General features: G+C 68.3%; 17 protein-coding genes. 9 read left to right on the forward strand and 8 right to left on the reverse strand.

Translation table 11 applies throughout. The features are described 5' to 3' along the window. The first annotated feature begins 36 nt into the window (after positions 1 to 36). From hsaA to hsaB, 4 genes are read left to right on the forward strand one after another with little or no spacing between them, the layout of a single operon-like run. On the forward strand, positions 37 to 1212 hold the full coding sequence (hsaA, locus tag ACZ54P_RS23000; protein ID WP_465463604.1) for a 3-hydroxy-9,10-secoandrosta-1,3,5(10)-triene-9,17-dione monooxygenase oxygenase subunit: 1176 nt from the start codon (positions 37 to 39) through the stop codon (positions 1210 to 1212). Then, complete coding sequence (hsaD, locus tag ACZ54P_RS23005; protein ID WP_465463605.1) at positions 1212 to 2060, forward strand: 4,5:9,10-diseco-3-hydroxy-5,9,17-trioxoandrosta-1(10),2-diene-4-oate hydrolase; 849 nt, start codon at positions 1212 to 1214, stop codon at positions 2058 to 2060. The genes hsaA and hsaD overlap by 1 nt, the downstream gene beginning before the upstream one ends. After that, positions 2060 to 2974: an iron-dependent extradiol dioxygenase HsaC gene (gene hsaC, locus ACZ54P_RS23010; RefSeq protein ID WP_465463606.1), complete on the forward strand. Its 915-nt coding sequence runs from the start codon at positions 2060 to 2062 to the stop codon at positions 2972 to 2974. The genes hsaD and hsaC overlap by 1 nt, the downstream gene beginning before the upstream one ends. After that, on the forward strand, positions 2971 to 3525 hold the full coding sequence (gene hsaB / locus ACZ54P_RS23015; protein WP_465463607.1) for a 3-hydroxy-9,10-secoandrosta-1,3,5(10)-triene-9,17-dione monooxygenase reductase subunit: 555 nt from the start codon (positions 2971 to 2973) through the stop codon (positions 3523 to 3525). The genes hsaC and hsaB overlap by 4 nt, the downstream gene beginning before the upstream one ends. On the opposite strand, the gene ACZ54P_RS23020 is transcribed toward hsaB, so the two are convergent. Further along, entirely contained in the window at positions 3491 to 4522 is a 1032-nt protein-coding gene (locus ACZ54P_RS23020) for a fatty acid desaturase family protein (protein ID WP_465463608.1), read from the reverse strand. The genes hsaB and ACZ54P_RS23020 overlap by 35 nt on opposite strands. Before the next feature lie 439 nt (positions 4523 to 4961). After that, the gene (locus ACZ54P_RS23025) at positions 4962 to 5330 is read right to left on the reverse strand and encodes a nuclear transport factor 2 family protein (RefSeq protein ID WP_465463609.1); all 369 of its coding nucleotides are present in this window, start codon (positions 5328 to 5330) and stop codon (positions 4962 to 4964) included. A gap of 94 nt (positions 5331 to 5424) precedes the next feature. On the opposite strand from ACZ54P_RS23025, the gene ACZ54P_RS23030 reads away from it, so the two are divergent. Then, positions 5425 to 6357 (forward strand): RNA polymerase subunit sigma-70, encoded by a 933-nt coding sequence (locus ACZ54P_RS23030; RefSeq protein ID WP_465463610.1) that lies wholly within the window; start codon positions 5425 to 5427, stop codon positions 6355 to 6357. A gap of 170 nt (positions 6358 to 6527) precedes the next feature. On the opposite strand, the gene ACZ54P_RS23035 is transcribed toward ACZ54P_RS23030, so the two are convergent. From ACZ54P_RS23035 to ACZ54P_RS23055, 5 genes are read right to left on the reverse strand one after another with little or no spacing between them, the layout of a single operon-like run. Continuing rightward, positions 6528 to 7499: an acyl-CoA dehydrogenase family protein gene (locus ACZ54P_RS23035; protein ID WP_465463611.1), complete on the reverse strand. Its 972-nt coding sequence runs from the start codon at positions 7497 to 7499 to the stop codon at positions 6528 to 6530. Further along, complete coding sequence (locus ACZ54P_RS23040) at positions 7496 to 8425, reverse strand: acyl-CoA dehydrogenase family protein (RefSeq protein WP_465463612.1); 930 nt, start codon at positions 8423 to 8425, stop codon at positions 7496 to 7498. The genes ACZ54P_RS23035 and ACZ54P_RS23040 overlap by 4 nt, the downstream gene beginning before the upstream one ends. Beyond that, positions 8422 to 9555 carry an acyl-CoA dehydrogenase family protein gene (locus ACZ54P_RS23045; protein ID WP_465463613.1) on the reverse strand — a complete coding sequence of 378 codons (1134 nt, stop codon included), beginning with the start codon at positions 9553 to 9555 and terminating at the stop codon, positions 8422 to 8424. The genes ACZ54P_RS23040 and ACZ54P_RS23045 overlap by 4 nt, the downstream gene beginning before the upstream one ends. After that, entirely contained in the window at positions 9555 to 10394 is an 840-nt protein-coding gene (locus ACZ54P_RS23050; protein ID WP_465463614.1) for an enoyl-CoA hydratase, read from the reverse strand. The genes ACZ54P_RS23045 and ACZ54P_RS23050 overlap by 1 nt, the downstream gene beginning before the upstream one ends. Next, positions 10391 to 11881 (reverse strand): FadD3 family acyl-CoA ligase, encoded by a 1491-nt coding sequence (locus ACZ54P_RS23055; RefSeq protein WP_465463615.1) that lies wholly within the window; start codon positions 11879 to 11881, stop codon positions 10391 to 10393. Before ACZ54P_RS23055 ends, ACZ54P_RS23050 begins: the two co-directional genes overlap by 4 nt. A 236-nt stretch (positions 11882 to 12117) precedes the next feature. Between ACZ54P_RS23055 and ACZ54P_RS23060 the strand changes: the two genes are divergently transcribed. The 4 genes from ACZ54P_RS23060 (at position 12118) to ACZ54P_RS23075 (ending at position 15931) form a co-directional block, all read left to right on the forward strand. Beyond that, positions 12118 to 13236 carry an acyl-CoA dehydrogenase family protein gene (locus ACZ54P_RS23060; protein WP_465463616.1) on the forward strand — a complete coding sequence of 373 codons (1119 nt, stop codon included), beginning with the start codon at positions 12118 to 12120 and terminating at the stop codon, positions 13234 to 13236. Beyond that, positions 13233 to 14000, forward strand: coding sequence for an SDR family oxidoreductase (locus ACZ54P_RS23065; protein ID WP_465463617.1), 768 nt, complete (start codon positions 13233 to 13235; stop codon positions 13998 to 14000). Before ACZ54P_RS23060 ends, ACZ54P_RS23065 begins: the two co-directional genes overlap by 4 nt. A 184-nt stretch (positions 14001 to 14184) precedes the next feature. Beyond that, positions 14185 to 14787: a TetR/AcrR family transcriptional regulator gene (locus ACZ54P_RS23070; RefSeq protein ID WP_465463618.1), complete on the forward strand. Its 603-nt coding sequence runs from the start codon at positions 14185 to 14187 to the stop codon at positions 14785 to 14787. Beyond that, a complete protein-coding gene (locus ACZ54P_RS23075) occupies positions 14780 to 15931 on the forward strand; it encodes an acetyl-CoA C-acetyltransferase (RefSeq protein ID WP_465463619.1) in 1152 nt (383 codons plus the stop codon). Before ACZ54P_RS23070 ends, ACZ54P_RS23075 begins: the two co-directional genes overlap by 8 nt. Here ACZ54P_RS23075 and ACZ54P_RS23080 read toward each other — a convergent pair. Then, a complete protein-coding gene (locus tag ACZ54P_RS23080) occupies positions 15915 to 17057 on the reverse strand; it encodes an MFS transporter (protein WP_465463620.1) in 1143 nt (380 codons plus the stop codon). The genes ACZ54P_RS23075 and ACZ54P_RS23080 overlap by 17 nt on opposite strands. Positions 17058 to 17096: the final 39 nt, after the last annotated feature.

Consider the following 17096-nt stretch of genomic DNA (forward strand, 5'->3'; position numbering starts at 1 on the left):
TCCGGTTCACGGTCCATGGCGAGAGAGGGAACGCATATGAGCGAGCACGCCGCGCAGGACGTGATCGCGGGGATCCGGGAGCTCCTGCCGGTCCTGCGGGAACGGGCGCAGGAGGCGGAGGACGCCCGGCGCGTTCCCGAGGAGTCCGTCAAATCCCTGCAGGAGACCGGGTTCTTCAAACTCTTGCAGCCGAAGACCTTCGGTGGCCTCGAAGCCGACCCGGTGAGCTTCTACACCGCGGTGAAACTCGTCGCGAGCGCGTGCGGATCCACCGGCTGGGTCGCCTCCATCCTCGGCGTCCACCCTTGGCACCTCGGCCTGTTCGAGGCGCAGGCGCAACAGGACGTCTGGGGTGACGACCCCGACGTGCGGATCTCCTCGTCGTACGCGCCGATGGGCAGGGCGGACGTCGTCGACGGCGGCTACCGGCTCAGCGGGCGCTGGAGCTTCTCCTCCGGTTGCGACCACGCGACCTGGGTACTGCTGGGCGGACCGGTCTTCTCCGGCGGCAAGCCGGTGGACTTCTGCACCTATCTGGTGCCGATCTCCGACTACACGATCGAAGACGTCTGGGACACCGTGGGCCTGCGCGGCACCGGGTCCAACGACATCATCGTGAACGACGTCTTCGTCCCGAAACACCGCGCGCTCAGCTTCATCGCGACGTCGAAGTGCAAGACGCCAGGGCAGGAGATCAACCCCGGTCCGCTGTACAAACTTCCTTACGGTTCGGTGCATCCGAGCACGATCACCGCGCCCATCATCGGGATGGCGCAAGGCGCCTACGACGCGCACGTCGAGTACCAGGGCAAGCGGGTCCGAGCGGCGTACGCGGGCGAACAGTCCAAAGAGGACCCGTTCGCGAAGGTGCGCATCGCCGAGGCGGCGAGTGAGATCGACGCGGCCTGGCTCCAGCTGACGCACAACATCGACGAGCTGTACCAGCTGGCGTGCAAGGGCGAGAAGCTCCCGTTCTCCACGCGGTTGCGGGTCCGTCGTGACCAGGTCCGCGGTACCGAACGCGCGATCTTCGCGATCGACCGGCTCTTCGAGAACTCCGGTGGCCGTGCCTTGCGGGTCGGAACCCCGATCCAGCGGTTCTGGCGCGACGCCCACGCCGGCCGCGTGCACGCGGCGAACGACGCCGAGCGCGCTTACGTCATGTTCGGAACCGGCGCCTTCGGGTTGCCCGTCGAGAATGCGATGGTCTGATGACCGAAGGAAAGTATGTCACTGTCCAAGGTGGATTGAAGCTGCACTATCACGAGGCGGGCGGGGAACATCCGGAGACGGTGATCCTCCTGCACGGTGGTGGCCCCGGCGCGTCGGCGTGGAGCAACTTCGGACGGAACCTGCCGGTGTTCGCCAAGAACTACCGCACCTTGGCCATCGACCAGCCGGGGTTCGGCCGGTCGGACAAGCCGACCGAACATCCGCAGTACTTCCGGCACAGCGCGGACGCCGTCGTCGGACTGATGGACGAACTCGGCATCGCGCGCGCGCATTTCGTCGGCAACTCGCTCGGTGGCGGCTCCGCTGTACGGCTGGCGTTGAATCATCCGAAGCGTGCCGGGCGTCTCGTGTTGATGGGCCCTGGCGGGCTGAGTGTGAACCTGTTCGCGCCCGATCCCACCGAGGGCATCATGAACCTGGGACGGTTCAGCGCCCCGCCGGGCCCGAGCCGCGAGAAGCTCGAAGCCTTCCTGCGGATCATGGTGCACGACCAGTCTCTGATCACCGACGAACTGATCGACGAGCGGTTCGCCGCCGCGAGTGTGCCCGAGTCGCTGTCCGCGATGAAGGCGATGGGGAAGTCGTTCGCCCAGCCCGACACCTATGAGGAGGGCATGCTGTGGCGTGAGGCGCATCGCCTCCGTCAGCGGGTGCTGCTCATCTGGGGCCGGGAGGACCGGGTCAACCCGCTCGACGGCGCCCTGCTCGCGCTGAAGACGATCCCGCGCGCCCAGCTGCACGTGTTCGGCGGCTGCGGGCACTGGGCGCAGCTGGAGAAGTTCGAAGAATTCAACCGGCTGGCACTCGACTTCCTGGGAGCCTCCTGATGGGTATCCGTTCGCTCGCCTACCTTCGCATCGAAGCCACCGACATGGCCGCGTGGCGCGAATACGGGCTCAAGGTCCTCGGCATGGTGGAGGGTTCCGGCACGAATCCGGACGCGCTCTACCTGCGCATGGACGACTTCCCGGCGAGGCTGGTGATCTTCCCCGGTGAACGCGACAGGCTCGCACAGGCGGGCTGGGAGGTCGCCAACGCCGGCGAACTCGACGAGATCCGGGCCTCGCTCGACGCGCACTCGGTGCCGTACAAGGAAGGCACGCCGGATCAGCTCGCCGATCGCCGGGTCGACGGCCTGGTGTCCTTTGCGGACCCGTCGGGCAACACGCTCGAAGTCTTCCACGGGGTCGCGCTGCAACACCGGCGCGTGGTGAGCCCGTATGGGCACAAGTTCGTCACCGGTGAGCAAGGGCTCGGGCACGTCGTCCTGTCCACGAACGACGATGAGGCGTCTTTGCGCTTCTATCGCGATGTTCTCGGTTTCCGCCTGCGGGACTCGATGAAGCTGCCGCCGCAGATGGTCGGCAGGCCCGCCGACGGCGCGCCGGCGTGGCTGCGGTTCTTCGGCTGCAACCCGCGTCACCACAGTCTCGCGTTCCTCCCGATGCCGACGCCGAGCGGCATCGTGCACCTGATGGTCGAAGTGGAGAACACCGACGACGTCGGGCTCTGCCTCGACCGGGCCATCCGCCGGAAGGTGCCGATGTCGGCCACCCTCGGACGGCACGTCAACGATCTGATGCTCTCGTTCTACATGAAGACCCCCGGCGGATTCGACGTCGAATACGGCTGCGAGGGAAGGCAAGTGGACGACGAGAGCTGGATCGCCCGAGAGAGTACGGCGGTTTCCCTGTGGGGACACGACTTTTCAGTCGGCGCCCGGCCACCGGGGCGGTCGTGACCCCGGTGACGGACGTCGAGGCGGAGATCGATGCCACCCGGTTCCGGATGGTGCTGGGGCATTTCTGCACCGGCGTCGCCGTGGTGACCGGACACGACGGCAAGGCGCCGGTGGGGTTCGCGTGCCAGTCGTTCGCGGCGTTGTCACTCGATCCGCCGCTGGTACTGTTCTGCCCCGCCAAGACTTCCCGGACCTGGGCGGTGCTCGCCGAGTCCGGCCGGTTCGCGGTCAACGTGCTTTCCGAAGATCAGCAGGACGTCAGCGCGGTGTTCGGCGCGCGGGGCGCGGACAAGTTCGCCTCGATCGACTGGACCCCCGCCCCGTCCGGATCCCCGCTGCTGACCGGGGCGCTGACCTGGATCGACTGCGCGCTCGAAGCCGTACACGAGGCGGGGGACCATTACGTCGCCGTCGGCCGGGTCACCGCGCTCGGGGAACCCTCCGATGCGCGACCGCTGCTGTTCCATCGCGGCCGGTACACGGTGACCGAGCCGGTGACCGACGACCTCGCGGCGCTCATGCCCTGGCCGCGTCCCGACGATTGGCTCTGATCGGCTCGCCCGCTTCGTGCAGGCTGCGCAACGCGAGCTTGTAGGACTCGGCGAGTCCCGTCTCGTGGTACGGAACCCCGATCTCCTCGCAGTAGCGCTGGACGATGGGCCGGGCGCGGCGCAGGGCCGGTGACGGCATACTCGGGAAAAGATGGTGCTCGATCTGGTAGTTGAGCCCGCCGAGGGCGACGTCGACGACCCGGCCGCCGCGGACGTTGCGTGACGTGAGGACCTGCTTGCGGAGGAAGTCGAGTTCGGTGTCACCGGACAGGATCGGCATCCCCTTGTGGTTCGGCGCGAAAATCGATCCCATGTAGACGCCCCACAGTGCCTTGTGGACGATGAAGAAGACCAACGCCTTGGCGGGGGAGAGTACGACGAGCAGTGCGCTGAAGTAGAGCGCGAAATGCGCCAGCAGCAACGCCGCTTCGAGCCAACGTGCCCGCAGGCCTGGCTTCGCGACCGCGCGCAGACCCGAGACGTGCAGGTTCAGGCCTTCGAGGGTGAGCAGCGGGAAGAACAGAAAAGCCTGATAGCGGCCGATGAACCGCGGGATGCCCTTGCTGGCCCTCGCCTGATCCTTCGACCACACGAGAACGTCCGGATCGACGTCGGGATCGAGATCCTCGTGGTTCGGATTGGCGTGGTGGCGGGTGTGCTTGTCCATCCACCAGCCGTAACTCATGCCGATCCCGAGATTGCCCGCGATCCGGCCGGCGATCTCACTCGGGCGGCGGGTCCGGAACACCTGGCGATGCGCGAGATCGTGCGACAGCAGCGCGATCTGGCCGAACATCACCGCCATGAACACCGCGATCGCCGGCTGCCACCAGGAGTCGCCGATCGCGAAGAACGCGACCCAGCCGGACACGAAGAGGGTGGCGACCAGACTCATGCGGAAGACATAGTAGCCGGGACGACGATCGAGAAGGCCCACTTCGCTGATGCGACGGGAGAGGCGGGCGAAGTCGCTGCCCGTGCGGAGGTTTGCGGTCACCCTGGTGAGTCTAATTCGGGTCGGGGGTGGGGTGCATGCGGTGAGCAGGTGGGTGGGCTCGGGGGTTGGCCCTACCTCCGGGTCGCCGGGGGTGTCCAGGCGTGCAGGCGTGCCGCAATCAGCCGGCTGATTGCGGTGAGTCTCGCCAAGCACTTTTCAGTGGGATTCGGGCCGCGCCAGCAGCCCGGCGAAGTCGCATCACTGCTGGTCGGCGTCACTGCCATAGCGTCAAGCGGCTCGGCCCTGGTCTGCGCGAGGGGTCGTGAGTGATTTGGGTCGTTCTAACCCTCATTATCACTCACGACCGCCCGCAGAACCGTACATAGCGACATCAACCGGGCACTCGATCGTCCGGAAACCGGCCACGTAGGCCGGTCCCTCGGCATGCCCACGAACCGCACCGGAGCGAGTGGCAGGAGAGATCCGAAGGAGCCGCGACTCAGGATCCGGCGGCGGCCGCCCGAGCCGCCTCGAACGGAGCCTGATCGAAAACAATCCGCATCTCCACGATCTTCCCCTCCCGCACGGTCAGCTTCTCGGCGCCGGGCGCGCTGGCCACCGGGAGGGTCGCCGTGTCGTACATCAGCAACGCGGTCGTCTCGTCCCCGAACGCCGCGAGCAGGCTCGACCCCGTCAGGATTTCGGTGAACGGCCCCATGAACCCGCGAAACGCCTCCGCGCCTTCGAGGCGTCCGGACGGCGCGTGGCAGACGATGTCGTCGGCGACGTAGGTCATCGCCTTCTCGAAGTCCTTACCGGTCCAGGCCTGGTGATAGGAGAGCGCGACGTCCAAAGCTGGGCTGGTCATGATGGTTCCTTTCGTCGACTTTCACCAGGTTGGACACCACCGCCGCCCGAAACGGAACGGTGCGCCGCGAAAAAGGTCGTGACAGGATCGGCCCGTGGGCACCACGGCAACGGACGAGCACGCGTTTCGCGAGCTCACCAGCACTTACCGTCACGAGCTGCACCTGCACTGTTACCGCATCCTCGGTTCGCTCACCGACGCGGAGGACGCCGTTCAGGAGACGCTGCTCGCCGCGTGGCGCGGCCTCGACGCCTTCGAAGGGCGCTCCTCGCTCCGTACCTGGCTGTACCGCATCGCCACCAACCGTTGCTTGAACGTCCTGCGCGACACGGGCCGCCGTCGTCCACCCGGGCCGGTGCCGCCGTTCGACCCGCCGGAGCCGAGCCGTCGCGGCGAGGTCACCTGGCTGGAGGCGTACCCGGACGAGCTCATCGAGGACAGCGAGCCCGGTCCCGAAGCGCGCTACAGCACCAGGGAGGCGGTCGAACTCGCCTTCATCACCGGTCTCCAGCTCCTCCCGCCGAGGCAGGCCGCCACGCTCGTGCTGCGGGACGTCCTCTGCTTCCCCGCCGACGAGGTCGCGAGCATGCTCGGCACCACCGAGACCGCGATCAAAGGCATGCTTCAGCGCGCCCGCGCCTCACTCGACAAGCACCGAGCCCGCGCGGCACATCGTCCGTCGGCGCAGGAGCGCGCCCTGACCAGGCGGTTCGCCGACGCCTTCACCGAGGGCGACCTCGACGGAGTCCTCCGTCTGCTGACCGACGACGCGTGGCTCGCGATGCCGCCCGCGCCGCATGAGTATCACGGCCGCGACGCGATCGCCGGTTTCCTGCGTGTGACCATGGCCGTGCCGGTCGCGGAGGACTTCACCATGACGCCGACGCGGGCGAACAACCAGCCCGCGTTCCAGTGCCGTCACGGCGGGGCCTCGGCGGGGCTGATGGTTCTTACGGTGGACGGGGAACGGATCCGGGCTATTACGCGGTTTCTCGAACAAGATGTCGTGAGTGATTTGGGTCGCTAGAGCCAAACGTGTTTTAGGTACCTACGGGGCCTTCACGCCCTCCCCAGTACATGATGGTCCCCTTCCTTGCGCCTGGCGCAAGGAAGGGGACCATCATGTACTTCGCTCGACAAGACCGCAGGCCACAAGTAGGTGCCTGAGAGCCGGTTCGCTAGAACGACCCAAATCACTCACGACATCTTTGGCCGTACCCGCCCGAGATGCCCACCAGGCGAGCCGAAAAGCCGCGCCGCCCCGTGCGCCCGCTTGAAATAGCGGTGCGCCGGATGCTCCCAGGTGATCGCGATCCCGCCGTGCAGCTGGATCATCTCGCCCGCCACCGTCGCGAGCGCCTCCGAGCAATGCACCTTCGCCACCGCGGCCAGCCTGCTCGACTCCGGAGCCGCGTAGGCCGCTGAACGCGCGGTCTCCACCAGAACGTGCAGGTCCGCCATCCGATGCTTCAGCGCCTGGAAGCCGCCGATCGGCCTGCCGAACTGGTGCCGCTGCTTGCTGTACTCCACCGTCAGCTCGAACGCCCGCCCCGCCGCCCCGGCCTGCTCGGCGGCGAGCACCGCGCACGCGACATCCCGCAGGGCGGTGAGATCGACCGGGCCGATCAGCCGGGCGGGGGACTGATCGAAGGTCACGCGAGCCAGCCGCCGGGTCTCGTCCATCGCCGGGGTCCGCACGGCACGAAAATCGGAGACCTCGTACAGCGAACCGCCGGCCACGACCAGCAGGATTCCGGCCTCGTCGCCGTTGAGAACGTAGTGCGCTTCACCATCCACAGTGGACTCCGTGACGCGGCAGGCCGGTACGGACCACCGGCCGTCGGCGTCGGTCCAGGCGACCGCGCCGACGACACCTTCGGCGAGGCGGGGGAGCAGCCGTTCGCAAGCCTCGGAGTTGCCGGTGGCCAAGACCGCGTGTACGGCGAGGACGGCCGAGCCGAGGAACGGGACGTCGGCGAGAACGCGGCCCAGTTCCTCGGCGACCACTTGCAGTTCCGTCGTCCCGGCGCCGAGGCCGCCGAACCGTTCGGGGACGGCCAGTGCCGCCACCCCGATCTGTTCGCACAGTTCCGGCCAGGGATCCGCTTCCCGGTCCAGCAGTTTCCGGACGCTGTCCCGCAGCGCGTCCTGCTCGGCGGTGAAGGTCATGACAGCACCCGCTCCCGATGGAATCGCGGCGTGCCCCAGGCGCCGACCAGCGCGCGGACCCGGGTCAGCCGCAGCCCGAGCGCGTGTTCGGCGGTGTAGCCGATCGCGCCGTGCACCTGCAGCCCGGTCCGGGCGGCGAGGTGCGCCGCGTCGCCGCAGGCCACCTTGGCCGCGGAGACGTCACGCCGGTCCAGGGTGACGGCGGCACCGAACAGCAGCGGTCCGGCCAGCGTGAGCGCGGTCGCGACGTCGGCGAGCAGATGTTTGACCGCCTGGTATCCGCCGATCTCCCGCCCGTACTGTCTGCGTTGCGCGGCATACGCCACGGACGTGTCGAGCAGCCACCGCCCCGCGCCGAGGAGGTGCGCGGCCGTGGCCAGGCAGCCCAGCGCGAAGGCGCGGTCCGTGTCGAGCGCCGTGCCGAGATCGTCACCGGCCTTCGGCGCGAACAACCGTCGCGAACCGTCTACAGAGGACAGAAGGTTGCCGGGGGTGAAGGCGCGCAGCCTGCCGTCCTCGACCGCGAGACGCGCGTCGGCGACGTCGGAATCCAAGGCGTACGGCACTTGTGGTGCGAACGCGACCGACGCCAGTGTCTCGCCGGACGCGACCGAAGTGAGCAGTTCGTCGTCCAGCAAGGACGGCAGCACGGCCACGGTGTCGGTCCACGGGCCGGGAACACAGTGGTATTCCAGTCGTTCGAAGGCGACGGCCAGATCGACCGGGGTGGCACCGAGCCCGTCGTATTTTTCGGGGACCGCCAGCGCGGTCACGCCGAGTTCCGCCAGCCGACGCCAAATCTTGAGGCCCGGCCCCGGATCGCCCTTCGCCCAGGAGCGGTTGGCCGTGTCGGTGTCCAAACCGGACAGGAGATCGTGCAGACTGTGGGAGAATTGCTCTTGCTCTCCGGAGAGCGCGAACCTCATCGAGCCCCCTTCGGCAGGCCGAGCAGCCGCTCGGCGACGATGGACCGCTGAATCTGGTCGGTCCCGCCGTAGATCGGCCCCGCCAGCGAGAACAGCCAGCCGTCGCTCCACTGGCCGCGGAGTTCGGCCTCCGGGCCCAGGATGTCGAGCGCGGTTTCGTGCAGGGCGACGTCGAGCTGCGACCAGAACAGCTTGTTGACACTCGATTCGGGGCCGAGTTCGGCGCCGTCCGAAAGCCGGGTGACCGTGCCGAGGGTGTACAGCTGGTAGGCCCGCGCGCCGATCCACGCGTCGGCGACCCGGTCGGCGGTGTGCGCCGGACGTCCGGCGCCGCGCCACAGCAAAACCAGGCGATCGGCCGCGGCGAGAAACCGGCCGGGACTGCGCAGGGACAGGCCGCGTTCGTTGTTCGCCGTCGTCATCGCGACCCGCCAGCCCTCGCCCGGCGTGCCGATCACGTCCTCGTCGGGGACGAAGACGTCGTCGAAGAAGATCTCCGCGAACCCCGGTTCGCCGTCCAGCTGGGGAATCGGCCGCACAGTGACCCCTTCGGACCGCAGATCCACCATCAGATAGGTGAGGCCCTTGTGCCGCACCGAATCCGGATCACTCCGGAAGAGACCGAAGGCCCGGTCGGCGAACGTCGCCCGGGAACTCCAGGTCTTCTGCCCGCTGACCCGCCAGCCGCCGTCGCGGCGGGTCGCGGTGCTCCGCAGCGCGGCGATGTCGCTGCCCGCCTCGGGCTCCGACCAGGCCTGCGCCCAGACCTGTTCCGAGCGGGCCATCTTCGGCAGGATGCGGCGCTGCTGTTCCTTCGTGCCATGGGAGAACAGTGTGGGCGCGAGCATGAAGATGCCGTTCTGATTGACCCGCAAGGGCGCGCCTGCCGCGTAGTACTCCTCCTCGAACAGCACCCACTCCAGGAGACTCGCGTCCCGCCCGCCGAACTCGCGCGGCCACGAGACCACCGACCACCGGGCGTCGGCCAGTTTCGCCTCCCACTCCCGGTGCTGCGCGAAACCTTCTGCGGTGTCGAACGACTTCAGTGGTTCGGCGGGAACGTTCGAGGCGAGCCAGGTGCGGGCTTCGTCCCGGAAGGCGAGTGTGCGTTCGTCGAGATCGAGGTCCATCACGAGGTCCTGTTCGCGTCCCGCATCGAGCGCGCGTCCTGCCCGCCCAAGGAGTCGCCGCCGGAGACTTCGGCGTTGTGCGCGTGCGCGAAGTGATGCAGCCCGAAAACGGAGTCCATTCCGGACCGCAGTCCCATCAGGTCTTCGGCCTGGTTGACGGCCTTCTTGGCGAGAGCGAGTCCCATCCGCGGCATCACGGCGATCTTCTCCGCGAGCGCCATCGTCTCGGTTTCGAGGTCGGCGCGCGGGACGACCCGGTTCAGCATGCCCCATTCCTTGGCCTGCTGTGCCGTGAAGCGTTCGCCGGTGAACAACACCTCCTTGGCCGCGCGTGGGCCGAGGACCCAAGGATGCGCGAAGTACTCCACTCCGGGAATCCCCATGCGCACCACGGGGTCGGCGAAGAACGCGTCGTCGGAGGCGACGATCATGTCGCACACCCACGCCAGCATGAGCGCGCCCGCGATGCACGCGCCCTGCACACTCGCGATGGTCGGTTTCGGGATCTCGCGCCACCGGCGGCACATGCCGAGGTAGACCTCGGACTCACGGGCGAACCGCTGGTCACCGCCCTCGGCGCCGACGTGGTCCCACCACAGGACCGCTTTGCGCTCGAAGGAGACGTCCACGTCGCGTTCCGGGGTCCCGATGTCGTGCCCGGCGGAGAAATGCTTACCCGCCCCGGCCAGCACGATCACCTTGACCTCGGGATCCTCCACGGCGCGGGTGAACGCCGCGTCGAGCGCGTAGGTCATCGCCGAGTTCTGCGCGTTCCGATACTCCGGCCGGTTCATCGTGACGACGGCCACCGGCCCACGCCGCTCGTACTCGACGGTCATCCGTTCTCCTCCCGCAACACGCGTTTCAGTACCTTCCCCGACAGAGTGCGCGGTAGCTCGGCCACGAAGTCGACAAAGCGAGGAAGCTTGTAGTTGGCGAGTTCGCGCTCGCAATGAGCCAAGATGTCCTCTGTGGACAGATCAGCGCCGGGCCGCGGCCGGACGAACGCCTTGCCGACCTCGCCGAGTCGCTCGTCGGGCACACCGACGACGGCCGCTTCCGCGACCCCGTCCAACCGGCTGAGCACCTGCTCGACCTCGGCCGGGTAGACGTTGAACCCGCCGCAGACGTACATGTCCTTGATCCGGTCGACGATCTTCAGGTAGCCGCGTTCGTTCAGCACCCCGACGTCACCGGTGTGCAACCACCCCTCGGCGTCGACGGCTTTCGCGGTGGCCTCGGGATCGTCGAGGTAGCCGAGCATCACGTTCGGCCCGCGCAGCAGGACTTCGTCGTTCTCGCCGAGTTCCACCTCGAATCCGGCCGTCGCCCGGCCGGAGAAGTTCGACACCAGTTCCGCGTCGTCCTCGGGGCGGGACATGGTCGCGACGACGGCTTCCGTCAGCCCGTAGGCGGTGAGCACGGCGTCGAAACCCAGTTCCGCCCGCATCCGCTCGACGAGCGGGACCGGCACCGGGGCGGCGCCGGTGACGGCGAGCCGCAGGCTGGACAGGTCGTGCTCCGCGCGTTCGGGCGCGTCCAGCAACACCTGGTAGATCGTCGGCGCGCCGGGGAGGACGCTGACGCGCTCGGTTTCAATGAGCCGCAGGGTTTCCCGGACGTCGAAGGTGCGCTGCGGCAGGATGGCCGCGCCGCGCAGTATCGCGGCCAGGATGCCCGCCTTGTAGCCGAAGCTGTGGAAGAACGGGTTGAGCACGAGGTAGCGGTCTTCCTCGGTCAGGCCACCGCAGTCGGCCCAGGCCTCGGCGACGCTCAGCGCCTGCCGGTGGCTGCTCATCGCGCCCTTGCTGCGGCCGGTGGTCCCCGAGGTGAACAGGATGTCGCTGACGTCGCCTGGTCGCGCCGGACTGACGAAATCGCTGTCGAGAGCGGCAAGCGCGTCCCATTCCGTGACGCCGTCGACCGGGTTCTCGGGGCCTTCGACAGGGAGGCGCAGAACGGTGCCGGGGCGGGCGGAGCCGAGGTCCGCCAGCCTGTCCGTGCCGAGGAAGGTGCCGGTGATCGCGAGCGCGGAAACCCGTGCGCGGTCGAGGATGTCGAGCGTCTCGCGCGCAGTGAAGCGGGTGTTGACCGGGACGAGCGTCGCGCCGGCGTACAGCGCGCCGAGCCCGGCGACGATCCAGTGCCAGGTGTTGGGGGAGCACAGCGCGACCCGTTCGTGGCCCTCGAAGAACCGGGCGGCCTGCCGCACCCGGCGCGCGAGTTCGGCATAGGTGAACCGGACTTCGCCGTCGACGAGGGCTTCCCGTCCGGAGAAGCGTTCCGCGGCCCTGTCGAGCGCCGCCGGGATGGTCCCTGGGGACATCGAGCCTCCCTGTTGTCCGCCAGCCTGCGCGCGACCGCCATCGTGTCGCCAGGGCGAGCCAAGCGGAAATCCCACCTTTTCGGTAAGGGCGCCCTGCCGCCCCGATAGCGGGGACTGACGGCCAGCGCTCGCTCTGCGGTCACCTGGGTGCCGCGGAGTCTGGATCGTACCTCCCTAGCAAGTGCTTGGTAGGGTAGCCTACGCAGCAGGCTCTGGTTTGGCTAGAGGAGGCGTGCGTGACCCAGGACGGCTTTCGCGACCGTGTGCGCACCTGGCTGGCGGACAATCTGCCGCCGGACTTGCGCGGCTTGGGCGGTCCGGGGCGCGAACACGAGGCCTTCGACGAACGTGTGGAGTGGGAACGTCGGCTCGCCGAGGCGGGCTGGACCTGCGTCGGCTGGCCGGTCGAGTACGGCGGGCAGAGCGCGACGCTCGAACAGCAGGTCGTCTTCCACGAGGAGTACGCGCGAGCGGGGGCGCCGGCGCGGGTGAGTCATCTGGCCCAGGAACTGCTGGGCCCCACCCTGATCGCGTTCGGCACGCCGGAGCAGCGAAGCCGTTTCTTACCACCGATCGTGGCCGTGGAGGAACTGTGGTGCCAGGGTTATTCCGAGCCCGGCGCCGGTTCCGACCTCGCCGCGGTGTCGACCACCGCGACCCTCGATGGCGACGAATGGGTGCTGCGCGGCCAAAAAGTATGGACGTCGCTCGCCCATGTGGCCGACTGGTGTTTCGTCCTCGCTCGCACCGAACCGGGCTCGGAACGCCACAAAGGACTGTCCTATTTGCTCGTTCCGATGCGGCAGCCCGGTGTCGAGGTACGCCCGATCAAGCAGCTCACCGGAACAGCGGAGTTCAACGAGGTCTTCTTCGACGGCGCCCGCACCACCAAGGATCTTGTCGTCGGGGAACCGGGCGACGGCTGGCGGGTGGCGATGGGCACGCTCGCCTTCGAACGCGGGGTCGCGACGCTCGGGCAGCAGGTCGGCTTCCGCCGGGAACTCGAAGAACTCACCAGGATCGCGCCGGACGACCCGGTCATCGCCGAACGGCTCGACCGCGCCTGGGTCGGCCTGGAGGTCATGCGGGCGCACGCGATCCGCACCCTGGGCGACTCGTCGCCGGGAGTGGCCGAAGTGTCCAAACTGGTCTGGGCGAACTGGCATCGGGACCTCGGTGAACTGGCGATGCTTGTCCGCGGCGCGCGGGGAATGCTCGCCGAAGACGGCCTTGACGCCTGGCAGCAGCTCTTCCTCTTCACCCGCGCCGACACCATCTATGGCGGCTCCAACGAAATCCAGCGCAACGTCATCGCCGAGCGCGTGCTCGGGCTTCCCCGGGAGGTACGACCTTGATTCCGCTGCCGAAGTACCCCGAAGGAGCGAACCTCCTACGCGACAAGGTGGTCGTGGTGACGGCGGCGGCCGGGACCGGGATCGGATCCGCCGTGGCGAAACGTGCACTGGAGGAAGGCGCCCGCGTCGTGCTCAGCGACTGGCACGAACGACGGCTCGCGGAAAAGGCGGCCGAACTCGGTGACGTCCACGCGATCGCTTGTGATGTGACACAGGAAGAGCAGATCCAGGCGCTCCTCGACGGCGCCGCCGAGCGTTACGGCCGGATCGACGTGCTGATCAACAACGCCGGTCTCGGCGGCGCCAAGTCCATAGTGGACATGGCCGACGACGAATGGGCCAGGGTCATCGACGTGACCCTCAACGGCACGTTCCGCGCGACGAGGGCCGCCGTGAACCGGTTCATCGCCCAAGGCGGCGGCGGGGTGATCGTCAACAACGCTTCGGTGATCGGCTGGCGCGCGCAGGCCGGGCAGGCGCATTACGCGGCGGCGAAGGCGGGCGTCATGGCGCTCACCCGATGCGCGGCCGTCGACGTCGCCGGACACGGCATCCGGGTCAACGCCGTCGCACCGAGCCTGGCGATGCATCCGTTCTTGGCCAAGGTGACCAGCGAGGAACTGCTCACCGAACTCACCGCGCGCGAGGTCTCGGGGAGGGCGGCGGAACCCTGGGAAGTGGCGAATGTGATGGTGTTCCTCGCCAGTGAGTACTCGTCGTACCTCACCGGCGAGGTCGTCTCTGTCAGCTCTCAGCATGCGTGAGACCTGTTGGTGGAGCAGAGGGTTAACCTGGTGAAAGCAACCATACGCGTGAACTCGCCCGGCCGAAGGTCCCGCGATCGCGGTGGCAGGGCGCCTTTCCCGCCGGACGTGACGTGACTTACCGGCCGGCGCCCTGCCGACGTCGATCGCGGCCGCGAGTTCACCACCAGACAATGAGGTTTCGATGAAGTCCAGTCCAGGGTCCCGCCGCGCCGAACTGCTCGCCCTCGCGGCGAAGCTGTTCGCGGAGCGCGGTTATGTCTCCACCACCGTGCGGGACATCGCGGACGCGGCCGGAATCCTTTCGGGCAGCCTTTACCACCATTTCGACTCGAAGGAGTCGATGGCCGACGAGATCCTCACCGGCTTCCTCGACGAACTCTTCGGCGCCTACGCCGAGATCGTCGCGGAAGGCAAAGGACCGAGGGAAACCCTCGAAGCCGTTGTCGTGGCGTCGTTCGACTCCATTCACCGGCGGCCCGCCGAGGTGGCGATCTACCAAGCCGAAGCGAAGCACCTGATGCAGCTTCCCCGCTTCGACTACCTCACCGACCGCAACACCGAATTCCGCAAGCTGTGGAACGGTATCCTCACCGACGGCATCGCGGCCGGCGTCTTCCGCGAGGACCTCGACGTCGAACTCACCTACCGGTTCATCCGCGACACCGTCTGGGTGGCGGTGCGCTGGTACAACCCCGGCGGCACGCTGAGCGCGGACGACGTCGCGCGGCAATACCTCGGAATTCTGCTGGACGGCATCGCAACCAAAAGGAGGCGCCGTGGGTGAGGCCTATGTACTCGACGCGGTCCGGACCCCGGTCGGCAAACGCGGGGGAGCGCTGAGCGGAGTCCATCCCGCCGACCTCGGCGCCCACGTCATCCAAGCCGTCGTCGAGCGAGCGGGGGTCGAGGCCGATCTGGTCGACGACGTCATCCTCGGCTGCTGTGACACGCTCGGGCCGCAGTCCGGGAACATCGCGCGGACGGCGTGGCTCGCGGCGGGCTTCGGCCATCACGTGCCGGGCGTGACGATCGACCGGCAATGCGGTTCGAGCCAGCAGGCCGTGCACTTCGCCGCGCAGGCGGTGCTGTCCGGCACGATGGACCTCGTCCTCGCGGGGGGTGTGCAGAACATGAGCGCGATCCCGATCAGCGCGGCGATGCTGGCCGGACGGGAGTACGGCTTCGACGATCCGTTCTCCGGTTCGAAGGGCTGGCAGGAGCGGTACGGCAGCGTCGAGGTCTCGCAGTTCCGCAGTGCCGACATGATCGCCGAGCACTGGGATCTGACCCGCGAGGCGATGGAGGAGTACGCCTTCCGCAGTCACCAACGGGCGATCTCGGCCATCGACGAAGGCCGGTTCGCCGCCGAGATCACGCCGTTCGCCGGTGCCGGCCTGGACGAGGGGCCCAGGCGCGACACCAGCCAGGAGCGGATGGCCGGGCTGAAACCGCTGAGCGAGGGTTCGCGCATCACGGCGGCCGTGGCCAGCCAGATCTCCGACGGAGCCAGCGCCACACTCATCGCGTCGGAGAAGTTCGTCGAGGAGCACGGTCTCACGCCCCGGGCGCGGATCCACCATCTTTCGGTGCGGGCGGCCGATCCGGTGTGGATGCTGACCGGGCCGATCCCGGCGACCGCGCACGCGCTGCGGAAGACCGGGCTGAGCATCGACGACATCGACCTGTTCGAGGTCAACGAGGCGTTCGCGAGCGTCGTACTGGCGTGGATCGAGGAGATGGGCGCCGATCCCGCACGCGTCAACGTCAACGGCGGTGGTATCGCGCTCGGCCATCCCATCGGGGCGACCGGGACGAAACTGTTCGCGACCCTGCTGCACGAACTCGAACGGCGGGGCGGGCGATACGGACTGCAGACGATGTGTGAAGGCGGCGGGACGGCGAACGTCACGATCATCGAGCGGCTTTGATGCTCCACACGCCGAGTGCCACTGCGCTGAAACCCGCGCCCAGCAGGCAAACGCCGGTCCAGCCCGCGAAGGCGTAGACGGTCGTGGAGGCGAGGGCGCCCAGGCCGCTGCCGACCGAGTAGAAGATCATGTAGCCGCCGATCAGCCTGCTGCCGGCGTCCGGCCGGAGCGGGTAGATCACCGTCTGGCTTGTGACGTGCACGGCTTGGACGGCGAAATCGAGCAGGATGGCGCCCGCCGCCAGTGCCCAGAGCGATCCGCGCGTGAAACCCAGCGGCACCCACGACACCAGGAGCAGGCCCAGCGCCATCCCGGTCGTCCACTGTGCCCGGCCGCGATCCGCGAGCCGTCCGGCCGGTGCCGCCGCCAGCGCGCCCGCCGCGCCTGCCAGCCCGAAAGCGCCGATGACGGTATGCGAGTGGCCGTCTTCGCTGAGCGGTAAGGCGACGGAACTCCACAGGGTGCCGAACGCGGCGAAGATCAGCAGCGCGAGCACCCCGCGCTGCCGGAAAACCGGTTCCCGGGCGAAGAGGGACACCGTGGAACGCAGCAGCCGCCCGTAATCCATGGTCTTTCCCGGAGCCGTGAAAGGAAGTACGCGGTACAACACGATCGCGATCAACACCGTCACACCGGCGGAGGAGAGGTACACCGAGCGCCACCCCGCGACGTCGGCCAGCGCACCCGCCACCGTGCGCGCGAGCAGGATCCCGAGGACGACACCGGTCGTCACGAGCCCGACCACGCGCCCGCGTTCGGCGTGAGCGGCCAGCGACGCGGCGAACGCGACAAGGATCTGCGTGACGACCGCGAGCACCCCGATCGCCGCCATCGCGGCGAGCAGGACCGTGCCGTTCGAGGCGGTCGCGGCGACCAGTTCGGCGACGGCCAGCAGCGTCAGCTGCCCGACGACGAGCCGGCGTCGGTCGAGCAGGTCCCCGAGCGGGACCAGGAGGAACAGGCCGAGGCCGTAGCCGAGCTGGGTGAGCGTGACGATGGCGCCCACCGTCGACGCGGCGATACCGAGCTCGGCGCCCATGGTGACCAGGAGTGGCTGGGCGAAGTAGACCGTGGCGACGGCCGTCCCGGCGGCCACGGCGAACAGCAGGACGACACCGCGGTGCACAGACCCTCCAATTGGTTTCAATTTGCTACCACTTGGCGA

This window comes from Amycolatopsis sp. NPDC034160, from assembly GCF_055575355.1.